The organism is Piscinibacter defluvii (assembly GCF_004011805.1).
Lineage (GTDB): Bacteria > Pseudomonadota > Gammaproteobacteria > Burkholderiales > Burkholderiaceae_C > Piscinibacter > Piscinibacter defluvii.
This window is the reverse complement of the sequence record NZ_RCHJ01000013.1, coordinates 32,541-47,438: the sequence shown is the minus strand read 5'-3', so window position 1 is coordinate 47,438 and position 14,898 is coordinate 32,541. Positions and strand designations below refer to the sequence as shown.

The following is a 14,898-nucleotide window of genomic DNA, read 5'->3' as shown; positions in this document are numbered from 1 at the left end:
CCGGGCCGGGCCGCAAGTGATGCGACAATTTCGGGCCCATGGCTGACTCTCCCGCTTCGCCCCTGCCCGAGCTGCTCTCGCTGCGCACGCAGATCGACGGGCTCGACCGCGAACTGCTCGCGCTGCTGAACCGGCGCGCGCAGCTGGCCCAGCAGGTCGGCGAGCTGAAGAAGAAGGAAGGCTCGGTGGTGTTCCGCCCCGAGCGCGAGGCACAGGTGATTGACGGCCTGAAGAGCGCCAACCCGGGCCCGCTGAAGTCCGAGAGCGTGGCGCCGATCTGGCGCGAGATCATGTCGGCCTGCCGCGCGCTGGAGACACCCACGCGCGTGGCCTACCTCGGCCCGGCCGGCACCTTCAGCGAGGAGGCCGCGCTCGGCTTCTTCGGCTCGTCGATCGTGCGCGTGCCCTGCGCCAACTTCGACGAGGTGCTGCACCAGACGGTGGCCGGCGCCGCCGACTTCGGCGTCGTGCCGGTGGAGAACTCCACCGAGGGCGTGGTGACACGCTCGCTCGACCTGTTCCTGACCACGCCGCTGTTCATCATCGGCGAGACCAGCCTGGTCGTGAAGCACAACCTGCTGCGCCGCGAGAACGCGCTCGAAGGCATCCGCGCCGTCTGCGCGCATCCGCAGGCGCTGGCGCAATGCCACGGCTGGCTGTCCAACCACCTGCCGCAGGTGGAGCGCCGTCCGGTGTCCAGCAACGCCGAGGGCGCGCGCCTGGCGGCCGCCGATGCCGGCCTGGCGGCGATCGCCAGCGAGCGCGCCGGCAGCGAGTTCGGCCTGCACGTCGTGGCCCCGGCGATCCAGGACGAGGCGCACAACCGCACCCGTTTCGCCATCCTGGCCCACCCGGACCGCCAGCCGCGCCCGGCCGCCTCGGGCCACGACTGCACCAGCCTGGTGGTCTCGGTGCCGAACCGGCCCGGCGCGGTGCACGACATGCTGGTGCCGCTCAAGCAGCACGGCGTGTCGATGAGCCGCTTCGAGTCGCGCCCGGCGCGCTCGGGCCAGTGGGAGTACTACTTCTACATCGACCTGCAGGGCCACCCGGACCAGCCGCAGGTGGCGCAGGCACTCAAGGAACTGCGCAGCGTGTGCGCGTTCTTCAAGGTGCTGGGCACCTACCCGATCGACGTGCACTGACCAGGACCGACTCGCAGATGTTCAACCAGCTCGGTGTCATCGGTTGCGGCTTGATGGGCGGCTCGTTCGCGCTGGCGCTCAAGCGCGCCGGTCTGGTCAAGCGCGTGATCGGCTACAGCAAGTCGCCTTCCACCACCGAGCGCGCGCGTCAGCTCGGCGTGATCGACCAGGCGGCCGAGTCGGCGCTGCTGGCCGTCTCCGGCTCCGACGTGGTGCTGATCGCGGTGCCGGTGTCGGCCACCGAATCCACCTTCAAGGCGATCCGCCACCTGGTGGAGCCGGGCGTGCTGTTCATGGACGTCGGCTCGACCAAGCGCGACGTGGTCGATGCGGCGCGCCGCGTGCTCAAGGAACGCGTGCCCTCGTTCGTGCCGGCGCACCCGATCGCCGGCAAGGAGGTGGCCGGCATCACCCACGCCGACGCCGCGCTCTACAGCGGGCGGCAGGTGATCCTCACGCCGCTGCCGCAGACCACGCCCGAGCTGGTGCAGAAGGCCACCGACTGCTGGGCCGCGATCGGCGCGCAGGTGCTGCGCATGACGCCCGAGAACCACGACGCCGCGTTCGCTGCCGTCAGCCACCTGCCGCACATGCTGGCCTTCGCCTACTTCAACTCGGTGGCGCGCCAGCCCGCCGGGCGCGACTTCCTGTCTCTTGCCGGTCCGGGTTTCCGCGACTTCACCCGCATCGCCGCCAGCGACCCGACGGTCTGGCGCGACATCCTGATGTCCAACCGCGAAGAGATCCTCAAGCAGTCGCAGCGTTTCCGGCACACGCTGGACGCGATGGAACACGTCATCAAGACCGGCAACGCCGAGGCGCTGGAGGACCTGATCCGCAAGGCCTCCGAGGCGCGTGCCGGCTGGCAGATGGGCAGCGGCAAGCCGGGCAGCAACCGCTGACGCTCGGCCCATGTACGCCACCGAGTTCCTCGACCTCCCTCCCCTGCAGACCGCCGCCGGGCTGGTGCGCCTGCCGGGCTCCAAGAGCATCTCCAACCGCGTGCTGCTGCTCGCCGGCCTGTGCGAGGGCACGACGCTCGTGCACGACCTGCTCGACTCCGACGACACGCGCGTGATGCTCGAGGCGCTGCGCACGCTGGGCTGCGGCCTCGAGCGCGAGGGCGAGGCGCTGCGTGTCACCGGGCTCGGCGCGCGGCTGAAGACGAACGAGGCAAAGCTCTTCCTCGGCAACGCCGGCACCGCGATGCGGCCGCTGACCGCCGCGCTGGCCGTGCTCGCGGCCACCCAGGGCGGCCGCTTCGAGCTTTCCGGCGTGCCGCGCATGCACGAGCGCCCGATCGGCGACCTGGTCGATGCGCTGCGCCAGCTCGGCTGCACGGTGGACTACCTGGGCCAGGACGGTTACCCGCCGCTGCGCCTGTCGGCCGGCGCGCTGCGCACCGACGCGCCGATCCGGGTGCGGGGCGACGTCTCGAGCCAGTTCCTGACCGCGCTGCTGCTCGCGCTGCCGCTGGTCGCGCAAGGCAACGACATCGTCATCGAGGTCGACGGCGAGCTGATCTCCAAGCCCTACGTCGAGATCACGCTGAACCTGCTGGCCCGCTTCGGCATCGCAGTGCGGCGCGAGGGCTGGCAGCGCTTCACGATCCCGCGGGGCAGCGCCTACCGTTCTCCCGGCAGCATCCACGTCGAGGGGGACGCCTCGTCCGCCTCGTACTTCATCGCACTAGGCGCGATCGCGGCGCCCGACGCCCCGGTGCGCATCGAGGGCGTGGGCAGCGATTCGATCCAGGGCGACATCCGCTTCGTCGAGGCCGCGCAGGCCATGGGCGCGGACGTGACGAGCGGCCCCGGCTGGCTGGAGGTCAAGCGCGGCCGCTTCCCGCTGCAGGCGATCACGCTGGACTGCAACCACATCCCGGACGCCGCGATGACGCTGGCGGTCATGGCGCTCTTTGCCAAGGGCACCACGCGGTTGACCAACATCGCCAGCTGGCGCGTCAAGGAGACCGACCGCATCGCCGCGATGGCGGCCGAGCTGCGCAAACTCGGGGCGACGGTCGAGGAAGGCCCCGACGTCATCGCCGTGACACCGCCCGAGCGCACCCTGCCCGCGGCGATCCGCACCTACGACGACCACCGCATCGCGATGTGCTTCTCGCTGGCCGCCTTCGCCGGCGCGCCGGTGCGCATCCTCGACCCGAAGTGCGTCGGCAAGACCTTCCCGGAGTACTTCGAGGCGCTGTTCGGGCTGGTGCGCACGCGGATGGACGACATCCCGGTGATCACGGTCGACGGTCCCACCGCCTCCGGCAAGGGCACGCTGGCCAGCGCCGTGGCCAAGGCGCTCGGCTACCACTTCCTGGATTCCGGCGCGGTCTACCGCGCCACCGCGCTGACCGCGATGCGCCAGGGCGTGCCCGGCGACGACGAAGCCGCGCTGGCCCGCGTGGCGGCCGGGCTGGACCTGCATTTCGTGGGCGGCGAGGCCCACCTGGGCGCCGAGAACGTGGCCGAGGCGCTGCGCGACGAGCAGGTCGGCCTGATGGCCTCGCGCGTGGCCGCCTGGCCGGCGGTGCGCGAGGCGCTGCGCCAGCTGCAACTGGGCTTCCGCCGCGTGCCTGGCCTGGTGGCCGACGGGCGCGACATGGGCACCGTGATCTTCCCCGCCGCCGACTTCAAGGTGTTCCTCACGGCGAGCGCCGCCACGCGCGCGCAGCGCCGCTACAAGCAGTTGATTTCAAAGGGAATTCCGGCTAGCATCGACGACCTCCGAGCCGACCTCGAGGCGCGCGATGCAAGAGACTCGAACCGCAGCGTCGCGCCCTTGAAACCGGCCCCGGAGGCGCTGCTGCTGGACAACTCGGCCCTGAGCGTCGAGGCCTCGATGGCCCTGGTGCTGGAAGCCTGGGAGCAGCGCCGGCCCTTCGCTTCGGCAAGGGGCCGCTGAAGAAGGCCCGTCGCCTCCCCTCCAGCGCCGCAAGGCGCGCCGGGGCGACGGATCATCAACCGCAACCCGCGGCGCGAGCCGCACCCGAAAGTCCCCATGTCCCAAGTTCAACAAGCCACCAGCTCGGGCGGCGAATCGTTTGCCGCCCTGTTCGAAGAATCGCTGAAGCGCTCGGAGATGCGCAGCGGCGAGGTCATCACGGCCGAGGTCGTCCGTGTCGACTACAACTTCGTGGTGGTCAATGCCGGCCTGAAGTCGGAAGCCTACATCCCCATCGACGAATTCAAGAACGACACCGGCGGCCTGGAAGTCCAGGTCGGCGATTTCGTCTCGGTGGCCATCGACGCGCTCGAGAACGGCTACGGCGACACCATCCTGTCGCGCGACAAGGCCAAGCGCCTGGCTTCCTGGCTGGCGCTCGAGAAGGCGCTCGAATCCGGCGACTTCGTCACCGGCACGGTGAACGGCAAGGTCAAGGGCGGCCTGACGGTGCTGGTCAACGGCATCCGCGCCTTCCTCCCCGGCTCGCTGCTCGACACGCGTCCCGTCAAGGACATGACGCCGTTCGAGGGCAAGACCATGGAGTTCAAGGTCATCAAGCTCGACCGCAAGCGCAACAACGTGGTGCTGTCGCGCCGCGCGGTGGTCGAGGCCTCGATGGGCGAGGAGCGCGCCAAGCTGCTCGAGACGCTGCATGAAGGCGCGATCGTGCACGGCGTGGTCAAGAACATCACCGAGTACGGCGCCTTCGTCGACCTCGGCGGCATCGACGGCCTGCTGCACATCACCGACATGGCCTGGCGCCGCGTGCGCCACCCGAGCGAGGTGGTGCAGGTCGGCCAGGAGCTCGACGCCAAGGTGCTGAAGTTCGACGCCGAGAAGAACCGCGTGTCGCTCGGCCTCAAGCAGCTCGGCGACGACCCGTGGCACGGCGTCTCGCGCCGCTACCCGCAGGGCACGCGCCTGTTCGGCAAGGTCACCAACATCGCCGACTACGGCGCCTTCGTCGAGATCGAGCCGGGCATCGAAGGCCTGGTGCACGTCTCCGAGATGGACTGGACCAACAAGAACGTCGCCCCGAACAAGGTGGTCTCCCTCGGCGAGGAAGTCGAGGTCATGGTGCTCGAGATCGACGAGGACAAGCGCCGCATCAGCCTGGGCATGAAGCAGTGCAAGGCGAACCCCTGGGAGGAGTTCGCCGCCACCGTGCAGCGCGGCGACAAGGTCAAGGGCCCGGTCAAGTCGATCACCGACTTCGGCGTGTTCGTCGGCCTGGCCGCCGGCATCGACGGCCTGGTGCACCTGTCCGACCTGTCCTGGAACGAGCCGGGCGAGAGCGCGGTGCGCAACTACAAGAAGGGCCAGGAGGTCGAGGCCGTGGTGCTGGCCGTCGACGTGGACCGCGAGCGCATCTCGCTGGGCATCAAGCAGCTCGATTCCGACCCGTTCACCAGCTACACCTCGGTCAACGACCGCGGCGCGACGGTGACGGGCAAGGTCAAGAGCGTGGATGCACGCGGCGCCGAGATCCAGCTCAACGCCGACGTGACGGGTTACCTGCGCGCGTCCGAGATCAGCCGCGACCGCGTGGAAGACGCGCGCAACGTGCTGAAGGAAGGCGACGAGGTCACCGCCCTGATCATCAACATCGACCGCAAGACGCGCTCGATCCAGTTGTCGATCAAGGCCAAGGACAGCGCCGACCAGCAGGAAGCGATGCAGCGCCTGGCGCAGACCAACGAGCGCGAGAGCGCCGGCACGACGAGCCTCGGTGCGCTGCTGCGCGCCAAGCTCGACAACAAGAGCGAGTAAGGTCCTCACCGCCGAACGCCCGTCATGACCCGTTCCGACCTGGTGACCAGGCTGGCCGAGCGCTTCGGCCAGCTGACCCACCGCGACACCGAGTTCGCGGTCAAGACGATCCTCGATGCGATGTCCGACGCGCTCGCGCGCGGGCACCGCATCGAGATCCGCGGCTTCGGCAGCTTCTCGATCAACCGCCGCCCGCCGCGCGTGGGCCGCAACCCGCGCAGCGGCGAGCAGGTGATCATCCCCGAGAAGCTGGTGCCCCATTTCAAGCCCGGCAAGGCCCTGCGCGAGGCGGTCGACGCCCACGTGCCGGTGCGCGACGAGCCGGGCCCCGTCGACAAGACGGGCTGATTCCCGGGGGTCGCGTCGCTAGAATCGGCGCGACCCACCGATGCGCATCGTCGTCTGGCTCGCCCGGGCCTTCCTCTTCTTCGTTCTCTTCGCGTTCGCGCTGAACAACCAGCACGACGCGGCCATCCGCTGGTTCTTCGGCTACGAGTGGCGCACCTCGATGGTGTTCGTCGTGCTCGCCGCCTTCGCGCTCGGCTGCGTGGCCGGCGTGCTGGCGATGCTGCCGAGCTGGTGGCGGCACCGCCGCGTGGCGCGCCGCCGGGCCACCGACGACGATCCCGGCGCCGCCACCGACACCTCGCAGCTCGTGGTGCCCCCCACTCCGGAACACCCGCCGCGCGATGGAATTTGACCTGCAGTGGCTGCTGCTCGGGCTGCCGGTGGCCTTTGCGCTCGGCTGGCTCGCCTCGCGCCTGGACCTGCGCCAGTGGAAGCGCGAGCAGCAGGAGTCGCCCAAGGCCTACTACAAGGGCCTGAACCTGCTGCTCAACGAGCAGCACGACAAGGCGATCGACGCCTTCATCGAGGCCGTCCAGCACGACCCCGACACCACCGAGCTGCATTTCGCGCTCGGCAACCTGTTCCGCCGCCGCGGCGAGTACGAGCGGGCGGTGCGCGTGCACGAGCACCTGCTGCAGCGCGGCGACCTGGCCAGCGCCGACCGCGAACGCGCCCAGCACGCGCTGGCGCAGGACTTCATGAAGGCCGGCCTGTTCGACCGCGCCGAGCAGGCCTTCGAGGCGCTCGAGGGCTCGCCCTTCGACACCGAGGCGCGCCTGGCGCTGCTGGCGCTGCACGAGCGTTCGCGCGAATGGCGCGCCGCCGCCGAGGTGGCGGCGCGGCTCGAGCGGGCCGGCAGCGGCTCGTTCAAGGCCCGCATCGCGCATTACTGGTGCGAGCTGGCCCAGGAGGCGCAGGCGCGCCAGCAGGAGGCCGAGGCGACCGAGGCCCTGCAGCGTGCCCGCGAGGCCGCGCCGCAGGCGCCGCGCCCGCTGATCCTGGCCGGCCAGCGCGCCCGCGCACGCGGCGAGCACCGCGAGGTGCTGCAGGCCTGGGGCACGCTGATGGCGGCGCACCCGGCCGCGTTCAACCTGGTCGCGTGCGACTATGCCGACAGCGCCCGGCAGCTCGGCGAGCCCGGCCCGGCCTACGAACAGCTGGAAGCGCTGTACCGGCGCAGCCCGAGCAGCGACCTGCTGGCCGCACTCGCGCTGCTGGACGAGGATCCTGAGCGACACCGCCGGCGGCTGCTCGCGCACCTGCAGCAGCACCCCTCGCTCGCGGCCGCACAGGGCCTGCTGCAGGTCGGCGGCACGGCCTTCGACGAGGCCGAGGCGCTCGCGCTGCGCGAGGCCGTGGGCCGCTCGGCCAAGCCGCTGCAGCGCTACCGCTGCGCCGCCTGCGCCTTCGAGGCGCAGAACTACTTCTGGCAATGTCCCGCCTGCCTGGGCTGGGACACCTACCCGCCGCAGCGGCTGGAGGACCTGTGATGAACACCCCCCGACCGACGCGCGAGCAGATCGCGCGCGCCCGCGTGCTGGTGGTCGGCGACGCGATGCTGGACCGCTACTGGTTCGGCGCCGTCGACCGCATCTCGCCCGAGGCGCCGGTGCCGGTGGTGCGCGTGAACCGCGCCAAGGAGCAGGAGCGCCTGGGCGGTGCCGCCAACGTCGCCTGGAACGCCCGCGCGCTCGGCGCCACCGCGCGGCTGCTGACCGCCATCGGCGACGACGAACACGGCCACCGGCTCGAGGCGCTGCTGGCGAAAAGCGGGGTCGAGTCGCTCTTCAAGCGCGACCCGCGCATGACCACCATCGTCAAGCTGCGCGTGATCGGCCGCTCGCAGCAGCTGCTGCGCGTCGACTTCGAGGAGGAGCCCGACCACGAGGTGCTGGAGGACCTGCTCGCGCAGTACGAGCAGACGCTGGCGGTCTCCGACGTGGTGCTGTTCTCCGACTACGGCAAGGGCGGCCTGACCCACATCCCGCGCATGATCGAGCTGGCACGCTCGGCGAACCGCGCCGTGCTGGTCGACCCCAAGGGCAGCGACTACGAGCGCTACCGCGGCGCCACGGTGATCACGCCGAATCGCGCCGAGCTGGCACAGGTGATCGGCGCCTGGAGCAGCGAGGCGCAGCTGCACGAGCGTGCCTTCGCGCTGCGCGAGCGGCTCGGCCTCGGCGGCCTGCTGCTCACGCGCAGCGAGGAAGGCATGTCGCTCTTCGACGCCCAGGGCCATGTGCGCATCCCGGCCCAGGCGCGCGAGGTGTTCGACGTCACCGGCGCCGGCGACACCGTGATCGCCACCATGGCCGTGATGCTCGCCAGCGGCCTGGGCCTGCGCGAGGCGATGGAGCACGCCAACCGCGCCGGCGGCATCGTGGTCGGCAAGTTCGGCACCGCCAGCGTCAGCTTCGAGGAGCTGTTTGCAGCATGACGCCGAGCCGTCTCAAGTCTTGCGCTCCCCCTTGGGGGGACGCGCGCAGCGCAAGGGGGTTGTCATGAGCATTCGAGTCGTCGTCACCGGTGCGGCCGGCATGATCGGCAGCAACATGGTGCAGGGGCTGAACGCGCTGGGCATCGACGACGTCATCGCCGTCGACAACCTCACCAACGGCCCGAAGTACCGCAACCTGCTCGGCGCGAGGATCGCCGACTACTACGACAAGACCGACTTCTACGCCCGCTTCGCGCGTGGCGACTTCGGCCGCGTCGAGGCGGTGCTGCACGAGGGCGCCTGCTCCGACACGATGGAGCACAACGGCCGCTACATGATGGACACCAACTACCGGTGTTCGAAGGACCTGCTCGACGCCTGCCAGGCGCAGGGCACGCGGCTGCTGTACGCCTCGTCGGCGGCCACCTACGGCGGCAGCGCCAGCTTCCGCGAGGAACCGCAGTTCGAGCAGCCGCTGAACGTGTACGGGTACAGCAAGCTGCTGTTCGACAACGTCGTGCGTCGCATGCTGCCGGGCTCGAAGGCGCAGGTGGCGGGCTTCCGCTACTTCAACGTCTACGGCCCGCGCGAGCAGCACAAGGCACGCATGGCCTCGGTGGCCTTCCACCACTTCCACCAGTTCCGCGAGCACGGCAAGGTCAAGCTGTTCGGCGAGTACGGCGGCTATGGCCCGGGCATGCAGTCGCGCGACTTCGTCTTCGTCGATGACGTGGTGGCCGTCAAGCTGTGGTTCCTGCAGCACCCGGACAGGAGCGGCATCTTCAACCTCGGCACCGGCCGCGCCCAGCCGTTCAACGACGTGGCGCACGCGACGGTCAACGCGGCACGCGCCCTGAAGGGGGAGGCGTCGCTGCCGCTGGCCGAGCTCGTCTCGCGCGGGCTGGTCGAGTACATCCCCTTCCCCGACGCGCTGGTGGGCAAGTACCAGTGTTTCACCCAGGCCGACCTGGCCGCGCTGCGCGGCGCCGGCTGCGATCACGCCTTCGCCGACGTGGCCACCGGCGTGACGCGCTACGTGAACTGGCTGGCGGCGCAGCCCGCCGCGTAGGGCGGCCCCCGTCGGGGGGAGGTCCGCGGGGGAACCCACGGTGGCGATTCACGCCGCGCGGCCTGCTTCGAACAATGGCTCCGAGCCCGCAATACCGCGGCTCGTCAACCGACCAGGAGCCTCATCATGTTCAAGTTCATCGCCGCCGCCGCCCTTGCCCTCGCCACGACGCTGGCCGCCGCCGCCACCGACATCAACAAGGCCGGCCAGGCCGAGCTCGAGGCCGTCAAGGGCATCGGCCCCAGCATGGCCCAGCGCATGCTCGACGCGCGCAAGAGCGGTCCGTTCGCCGACTGGGCCGACCTGCGCACCCGCGTCAAGGGCGTGGGCGAGGGCAAGGCACACAAGCTCTCCGAGAACGGCCTGACGGTCAACGGCAAGGCCTACACCGCCTCCGCGCCGGCGGTCTACAAGGCACCCAAGGCCAAGTCGGAGAAGAACGAGAAGAAGGCCGACAAGCCGGCCTCGTGAGCGAGCCTCAGGCCCAGCCGAAGAAGTCCTTCACCTCGTCGCGGCGCGCCAGCGTGTCCGCCGCGCCGAGGGCCACCAGCTCGCGTGTGTAGGGCGACTCGAACAGCAGGTAGCTGGCCAGCGCCGCGCCGCGCGCGTCCTCGCCGCTGCCCGTCACGCCGACGCCGCGCAGCATCGCGCGCACCGGCGCCGGCAGGCTGCGCAGGTGCTTGGCAGCCAGGTCGTCCAGGCGCTGGCTGGGCGCGATCACCAGGGTCTCGATCGGCCGCAGCGTGGTGCGCGCCAGCGCGTCGGCCGGCAGCAGCTTCAGCGTCGCGTTGATGCGCTGCAGCCGCTCCACGTCCACCGCCAGCGCGTCGAGGAAGATGTTCGACATCGCATGGCCGGCGATCTGGGCCAGGTTCGGGTACTCCTCGCTGTGCGCCCGTGCGCCCGGCGGCTCGTGCATGCGGCCGGCGCCGATGATCAGGATGCGGGTGGCGCCCAGGTGCACGGCCGGCGAGATCGGCGCGGCCTGGCGCATCGAGCCGTCGCCGAAGTACTCGGTGCGGCCCTCGATCGGCAGCGCGACGGCCGGGAAGACGAACGGGATCGCCGACGAGGCCATCAGGTGCGGCACGCCGATCTCCGAGCGCACCGCGATGCGCTGCGAGCGGGTCCACGGCACGATCTCCTGCAGCGCGTCGTAGAAGGTCACGTGCAGGCCAGAGCCGTAGCTCGACGCGGTGACGGCGATCGCGTGCAGGTGACCCTCGTGCATCATCTGGCGCAGCCGCTCGCTGCTGACCATGCGGCGCAGCAGGTTCGCCGCCGGCGAGTTGTCCAGCAGCGACTTCGGCCGCGCGCGGCGCCAGCGCGCGATCAGCCAGCCGATCGAGAACAGCGTCAGCCAGCGCGCGCCGGTGCGGATCACGCCCAGCGAGTCGGCGCGGTACACCTGCTCGGCGTGGAAGTTCTCCCACACCTCGACGAGCGCGCGCACGCCGGCGTCGAAGTCGTTGCAGCGGCAGGCCAGCGCGGCCGCGTTGATCGCGCCGGCGGAGGTGCCGGTGATCACCGGGAAAGGGTTCTGCGCAGGCGCCTTCGACTCGCGCCGGATCTGCGCCACCGCCTTGAGCACGCCGACCTGGTAGGCCGCGCGCGCCCCACCCCCGGTCAGCACCAGCCCGGTGACGGTGGCGTCACTCACTCGTAGACGACCTCGGCCCGGCCTTCGTGCGCACTCGAGCGCCAGCGCGCCAGCGCGTCGTCGGTCGGGTAGAAACGCGCCGCGTCGCCGAGGTCGATCTCGCCGCTGGCGCGTTCGCGCTTGAGCGCAAGGCGCACGGTCAGGCCCTGCGGCAGGTCGCCATGCTCGGTGACGAGGCGGCGCGAGGGGTAGTCGCGCAGCACCTCGGCCACCGGCGGCACGCTGCCGTTGACCTCGACGCGCAGGTACTTGCCGAAGCGGCAGCGCGCGGCGGCCAGGTCCCACACCTGGTTGACGTTCAGCCGCAGCCCGCCGGAGAAGCGGTCGGGCTGCAGCTTGCCCTGCACGATGACGAGTTCGTCGTCCTTCAGCAGTTCCTTGTTGGCGTTGAGCAGGTCCTCGTTGGCCACCGCCTCGATCGCTTCGGTCTTGTCGTCGAGCTTGAAGATCGCCACGCGGCCGCGCTGGCCGTTGACCACCCGCAGGTCGCCGACGATGCCGGCCAGCAGCTGCGGCTCGCGCGAGTCGATCAGGTCGGCGTTCCTGCGGCGAACGATGTGGCGCACCTCGTCGGCGCTCTGGTCGAACAGGTGGCCGGAGAGGTAGAAGCCGAGCGCGGTCTTCTCGAAGCCGAGCCGCTCCTTGATGCTCCAGGGCTCGGCGGCCACCAGCGCGGGCTCCTGGGTGCTCGCGGCATGGGAGTCGCCGAAGTCGAACAGCCCGCCCTGGTTGGCATTGGCCGCCTGCGTCTCGGCATAGTCGAACGCGAGGCCGACGCTGGCCACCATCGCGGCGCGTTCCGGGTGCAGCTTGTCGAAGGCACCGGCCTTGATCAGCGCCTCGACGGTGCGCTTGTTGACACGCCCGCGGTCGACCCGGTTGCAGAAGTCGAACAGGCTCCTGAACGCCCCGCCCTCCTCGCGCGCGGCGATGATCGCCTCGATCGCGCTCTGCCCGGTGCCCTTGACGGCGCCCAGGCCGTAGCGCACCACGTCGTCGGCCACCGGCTCGAAGCGGTACGCCCCGGTGTTGACGTCCGGCGGCTCGAAGCGCAGGCCGAGCGTGCCGACGGCGTCGTCGTGGAAGATCTTCAGCTTGTCGGTGTCGTCCAGCGCCACGCTCATGTTGGCGGCGGTGAACTCGGCCGGGTAATGTGCCTTCAGGTAGGCCGTGTGGTAGGCGAGCAGCGCGTACGCGGCGGCGTGCGACTTGTTGAAGCCGTAGCCCGCGAACTTCTCCATCAGGTCGAAGATCTCGTTGGCCTGCGGCTCCGGGATGCCCTTCTTCGCGGCGCCTTCGGCGAAGGTGACGCGGTGCTTGGCCATCTCCTCGGGCTTCTTCTTGCCCATCGCGCGGCGCAGCAGGTCGGCGCCGCCGAGCGAGTAGCCGCCGACGATCTGGGCCACCTGCATCACCTGCTCCTGGTAGACCATGATCCCGTAGGTCTCCTCGAGCACCTCCTTCATCAGCGGATGCGGGTACTCCACCTCCTCGCGCCCGTGCTTGCGCGCGCAGAAGGTCGGGATCAGGTCCATCGGCCCGGGGCGGTACAGCGCCACGAGCGCGATCACGTCCTCGAACACGCTCGGCTTGGCGTCCTTCAGCATGCGCTGCATGCCGGAGGATTCGAGCTGGAACACCGCCACCGTCTTGCCCTCGGCCATCAGCCGGTACGAGGCCTTGTCGTCCAGCGGCAGGGTCTCGAAGGCGAACTGCTCCTGCCCCTTGCGGCGCGCCCGGATGAAGTCCTTCGCGAGCTCGAGGATGGTCAGCGTGGCCAGGCCCAGGAAGTCGAACTTCACCAGGCCGATCGCCTCGACATCGTCCTTGTCGTACTGGCTGACTGCGCTGTCGCTGCCGGGCTGCTGGTAGAGCGGGCAGAAGTCGGTGATCCTGCCCGGCGCGATCAGCACGCCGCCGGCATGCATGCCGACGTTGCGCACCATGCCCTCGACGCGCTCGGCGAGCGCGAGCAGCTCGGCCACCTCCTCCTCGTTCTTCTCGCGCTCCTCGATCTCGGGCGCCTCCTTGCGCGCGTAGATCACCGAGTTGTCCGGCGGCTCGGGCGGGCGGCGCAGCGTCACCGTCTTGCCCGGCGGCGCGGGCACCAGCTTGGCGACGCTGTCCACGTGGCCGTAGCCCATGCCGAGCACACGCCCCACGTCGCGCAGCGCGGCCTTGGCGGCCATGGTGCCGAAGGTGGCGATCTGGCTCACGGCGTCGCGGCCGTACTTCTGCTTGACGTAGTCGATCACCCGGTCGCGGTTGCCCTGGCAGAAGTCGACGTCGAAGTCGGGCATCGACACGCGCTCGGGGTTCAGGAAGCGCTCGAACAGCAGGTTGTAGCGCAGCGGGTCGAGGTCGGTGATCTTCAGCGAGTAGGCCACCAGCGAGCCGGCGCCCGAGCCGCGGCCGGGACCGACCGGGCAGCCGTGGTTCTTGGCCCAGTTGATGAAGTCGGCCACGATCAGGAAGTAGCCCGGGAAGCCCATCTTCAGGATCGTGCCGATCTCGAAGTCCAGGCGCTGCACGTAGCGCGGGCGCTGCCGCTCGCGCTCGGCCGCGTCCGGGTAGAGGTGCTGCAGCCGCTCCTCCAGGCCCTGGTGCGAGAGCTGGCGGAAGTAGTCGGCCATCGGCATCGGCGTGCCGTCGACGAGCGGGGTCGGAAAGTCGGGCAGCTGCGGCTTGCCGAGCACCAGGCTCAGGTTGCAGCGCTTGCCGATCTCCACCGCGTTGGCCAGCGCAGAGGGGATGTCGGCGAACAGCGCGGCCATCTGCGCGCGCGTCTTGAAGTACTGCTCGCGGCCGAAGCGCTTGATGCGCTTGGGGTTGCCGAGCGCCTCGCCCTCGGCGATGCAGACGCGCGCCTCGTGCGCCTCGTAGTCTTCCGGGGTGAGGAACTGCACCGGGTGTGTGGCTACCACCGGCAGGCCGAGCTCGGCGGCCAGCGGCACCGCGGCGCGCACCTGGGCCTCGTGGCCGGGCAGCCCGGCGCGCTGCAGCTCGAGGTAGAAGCGGCGCGGGAAGACTTCCGCCAGGCGCCGCGCGATCGTGCGGGCGCGTTCGGTGTCGCCGGCCAGCAGCGCCTGGCCGATGGCGCCCTCGGTGGCGCCCGACAGCACGATCAGCCCGGCGCCGTGCTCGCGCAGCCACTCCCACTTCACCCAGGCCTGGCCACGCTGCACGTTGACCAGCCAGGCGCGCGAGAGGATCTCGCACAGGTTCAGGTAGCCGGGCTGGTCCTGCACCAGCAGCAGCAGCCGGCTCGCACCCTGGCCGGCCACTTCGGGTTCGAGCCAGATGTCGGCGCCGAGGATGGGCTTGATGCCCTTCTTGCGCGCCGCGTTGTAGAACTTGACCGCGCCGAACAGGTTGGACAGGTCGGTGACGGCCAGCGCGCCCTGCCGGTCGGCGGCCGCGCTGGCCACCAGATCGTCGCTGCGCAGGGTCCCGTCGACGACCGAGAACTCGGTATGCGCACGCAGGTGAACGAAGTCCATGAGCCGCATTCTAG

12 protein-coding genes are annotated in these 14,898 nt (G+C 70.5%); 10 read left to right on the top strand and 2 right to left on the bottom strand.

Annotated features, from left to right (window positions below; all coding sequences use genetic code 11):
• Window positions 1–38: 38 nt before the first annotated feature.
• From pheA to D9C15_RS19670, 10 genes are all read left to right on the top strand, one after another.
• Window positions 39–1,145 (top strand): prephenate dehydratase, encoded by a 1,107-nt coding sequence (pheA, locus tag D9C15_RS19715; protein WP_128000180.1) that lies wholly within the window; start codon window positions 39–41, stop codon window positions 1,143–1,145.
• Window positions 1,146–1,162: 17 nt separating this feature from the next.
• Window positions 1,163–2,047 carry a prephenate dehydrogenase gene (locus tag D9C15_RS19710; protein ID WP_128000179.1) on the top strand — a complete coding sequence of 295 codons (885 nt, stop codon included), beginning with the start codon at window positions 1,163–1,165 and terminating at the stop codon, window positions 2,045–2,047.
• A 10-nt stretch (window positions 2,048–2,057) separates the two neighbouring features.
• Window positions 2,058–4,058 (top strand): bifunctional 3-phosphoshikimate 1-carboxyvinyltransferase/cytidylate kinase, encoded by a 2,001-nt coding sequence (locus D9C15_RS19705; RefSeq protein WP_128000178.1) that lies wholly within the window; start codon window positions 2,058–2,060, stop codon window positions 4,056–4,058.
• Between the two features lie 96 nt (window positions 4,059–4,154).
• Window positions 4,155–5,870: a 30S ribosomal protein S1 gene (gene rpsA / locus D9C15_RS19700; protein WP_128000177.1), complete on the top strand. Its 1,716-nt coding sequence runs from the start codon at window positions 4,155–4,157 to the stop codon at window positions 5,868–5,870.
• A 24-nt stretch (window positions 5,871–5,894) separates the two neighbouring features.
• Window positions 5,895–6,218: an integration host factor subunit beta gene (locus D9C15_RS19695; protein WP_128000176.1), complete on the top strand. Its 324-nt coding sequence runs from the start codon at window positions 5,895–5,897 to the stop codon at window positions 6,216–6,218.
• Between the two features lie 40 nt (window positions 6,219–6,258).
• Entirely contained in the window at window positions 6,259–6,570 is a 312-nt protein-coding gene (locus D9C15_RS19690; protein ID WP_128000175.1) for a lipopolysaccharide assembly protein LapA domain-containing protein, read from the top strand.
• Complete coding sequence (gene lapB / locus D9C15_RS19685; protein WP_128000174.1) at window positions 6,560–7,708, top strand: lipopolysaccharide assembly protein LapB; 1,149 nt, start codon at window positions 6,560–6,562, stop codon at window positions 7,706–7,708. Before D9C15_RS19690 ends, lapB begins: the two co-directional genes overlap by 11 nt.
• Window positions 7,708–8,655 (top strand): D-glycero-beta-D-manno-heptose-7-phosphate kinase, encoded by a 948-nt coding sequence (gene rfaE1, locus D9C15_RS19680; RefSeq protein WP_128000173.1) that lies wholly within the window; start codon window positions 7,708–7,710, stop codon window positions 8,653–8,655. The genes lapB and rfaE1 overlap by 1 nt, the downstream gene beginning before the upstream one ends.
• Before the next feature lie 70 nt (window positions 8,656–8,725).
• Window positions 8,726–9,724: an ADP-glyceromanno-heptose 6-epimerase gene (gene rfaD, locus D9C15_RS19675; RefSeq protein WP_128000398.1), complete on the top strand. Its 999-nt coding sequence runs from the start codon at window positions 8,726–8,728 to the stop codon at window positions 9,722–9,724.
• Window positions 9,725–9,850: 126 nt separating this feature from the next.
• Window positions 9,851–10,195, top strand: a complete 345-nt coding sequence (locus D9C15_RS19670; protein WP_128000172.1) for a ComEA family DNA-binding protein — start codon at window positions 9,851–9,853, stop codon at window positions 10,193–10,195.
• Between the two features lie 7 nt (window positions 10,196–10,202).
• Here the strand turns inward: D9C15_RS19670 and D9C15_RS19665 are convergent, their stop codons facing one another.
• Both D9C15_RS19665 and dnaE read right to left on the bottom strand, forming a co-directional pair.
• Window positions 10,203–11,384, bottom strand: coding sequence for a patatin-like phospholipase family protein (locus D9C15_RS19665; RefSeq protein ID WP_128000171.1), 1,182 nt, complete (start codon window positions 11,382–11,384; stop codon window positions 10,203–10,205).
• Window positions 11,381–14,884: a DNA polymerase III subunit alpha gene (gene dnaE / locus D9C15_RS19660; protein ID WP_128000170.1), complete on the bottom strand. Its 3,504-nt coding sequence runs from the start codon at window positions 14,882–14,884 to the stop codon at window positions 11,381–11,383. The genes D9C15_RS19665 and dnaE overlap by 4 nt, the downstream gene beginning before the upstream one ends.
• Window positions 14,885–14,898 lie beyond the last annotated feature (14 nt).

What these genes read in the sequence shown, in the direction of transcription:
- D9C15_RS19705 (WP_128000178.1), top strand. Translation starts at nt 2,058, where the DNA reads ATGTACGCCACCGAGTTCCTCGACCTCCCTCCCCTGCAGACCGCCGCC.
- D9C15_RS19695 (WP_128000176.1), top strand. Translation starts at nt 5,895, where the DNA reads ATGACCCGTTCCGACCTGGTGACCAGGCTGGCCGAGCGCTTCGGCCAG.
- D9C15_RS19670 (WP_128000172.1), top strand. Translation starts at nt 9,851, where the DNA reads ATGTTCAAGTTCATCGCCGCCGCCGCCCTTGCCCTCGCCACGACGCTG.
- D9C15_RS19710 (WP_128000179.1), top strand. Translation starts at nt 1,163, where the DNA reads ATGTTCAACCAGCTCGGTGTCATCGGTTGCGGCTTGATGGGCGGCTCG.
- dnaE (WP_128000170.1), bottom strand. Translation starts at nt 14,884, where the DNA reads ATGGACTTCGTTCACCTGCGTGCGCATACCGAGTTCTCGGTCGTCGAC.
- lapB (WP_128000174.1), top strand. Translation starts at nt 6,560, where the DNA reads ATGGAATTTGACCTGCAGTGGCTGCTGCTCGGGCTGCCGGTGGCCTTT.
- pheA (WP_128000180.1), top strand. Translation starts at nt 39, where the DNA reads ATGGCTGACTCTCCCGCTTCGCCCCTGCCCGAGCTGCTCTCGCTGCGC.
- rfaE1 (WP_128000173.1), top strand. Translation starts at nt 7,708, where the DNA reads ATGAACACCCCCCGACCGACGCGCGAGCAGATCGCGCGCGCCCGCGTG.
- rpsA (WP_128000177.1), top strand. Translation starts at nt 4,155, where the DNA reads ATGTCCCAAGTTCAACAAGCCACCAGCTCGGGCGGCGAATCGTTTGCC.
- D9C15_RS19690 (WP_128000175.1), top strand. Translation starts at nt 6,259, where the DNA reads ATGCGCATCGTCGTCTGGCTCGCCCGGGCCTTCCTCTTCTTCGTTCTC.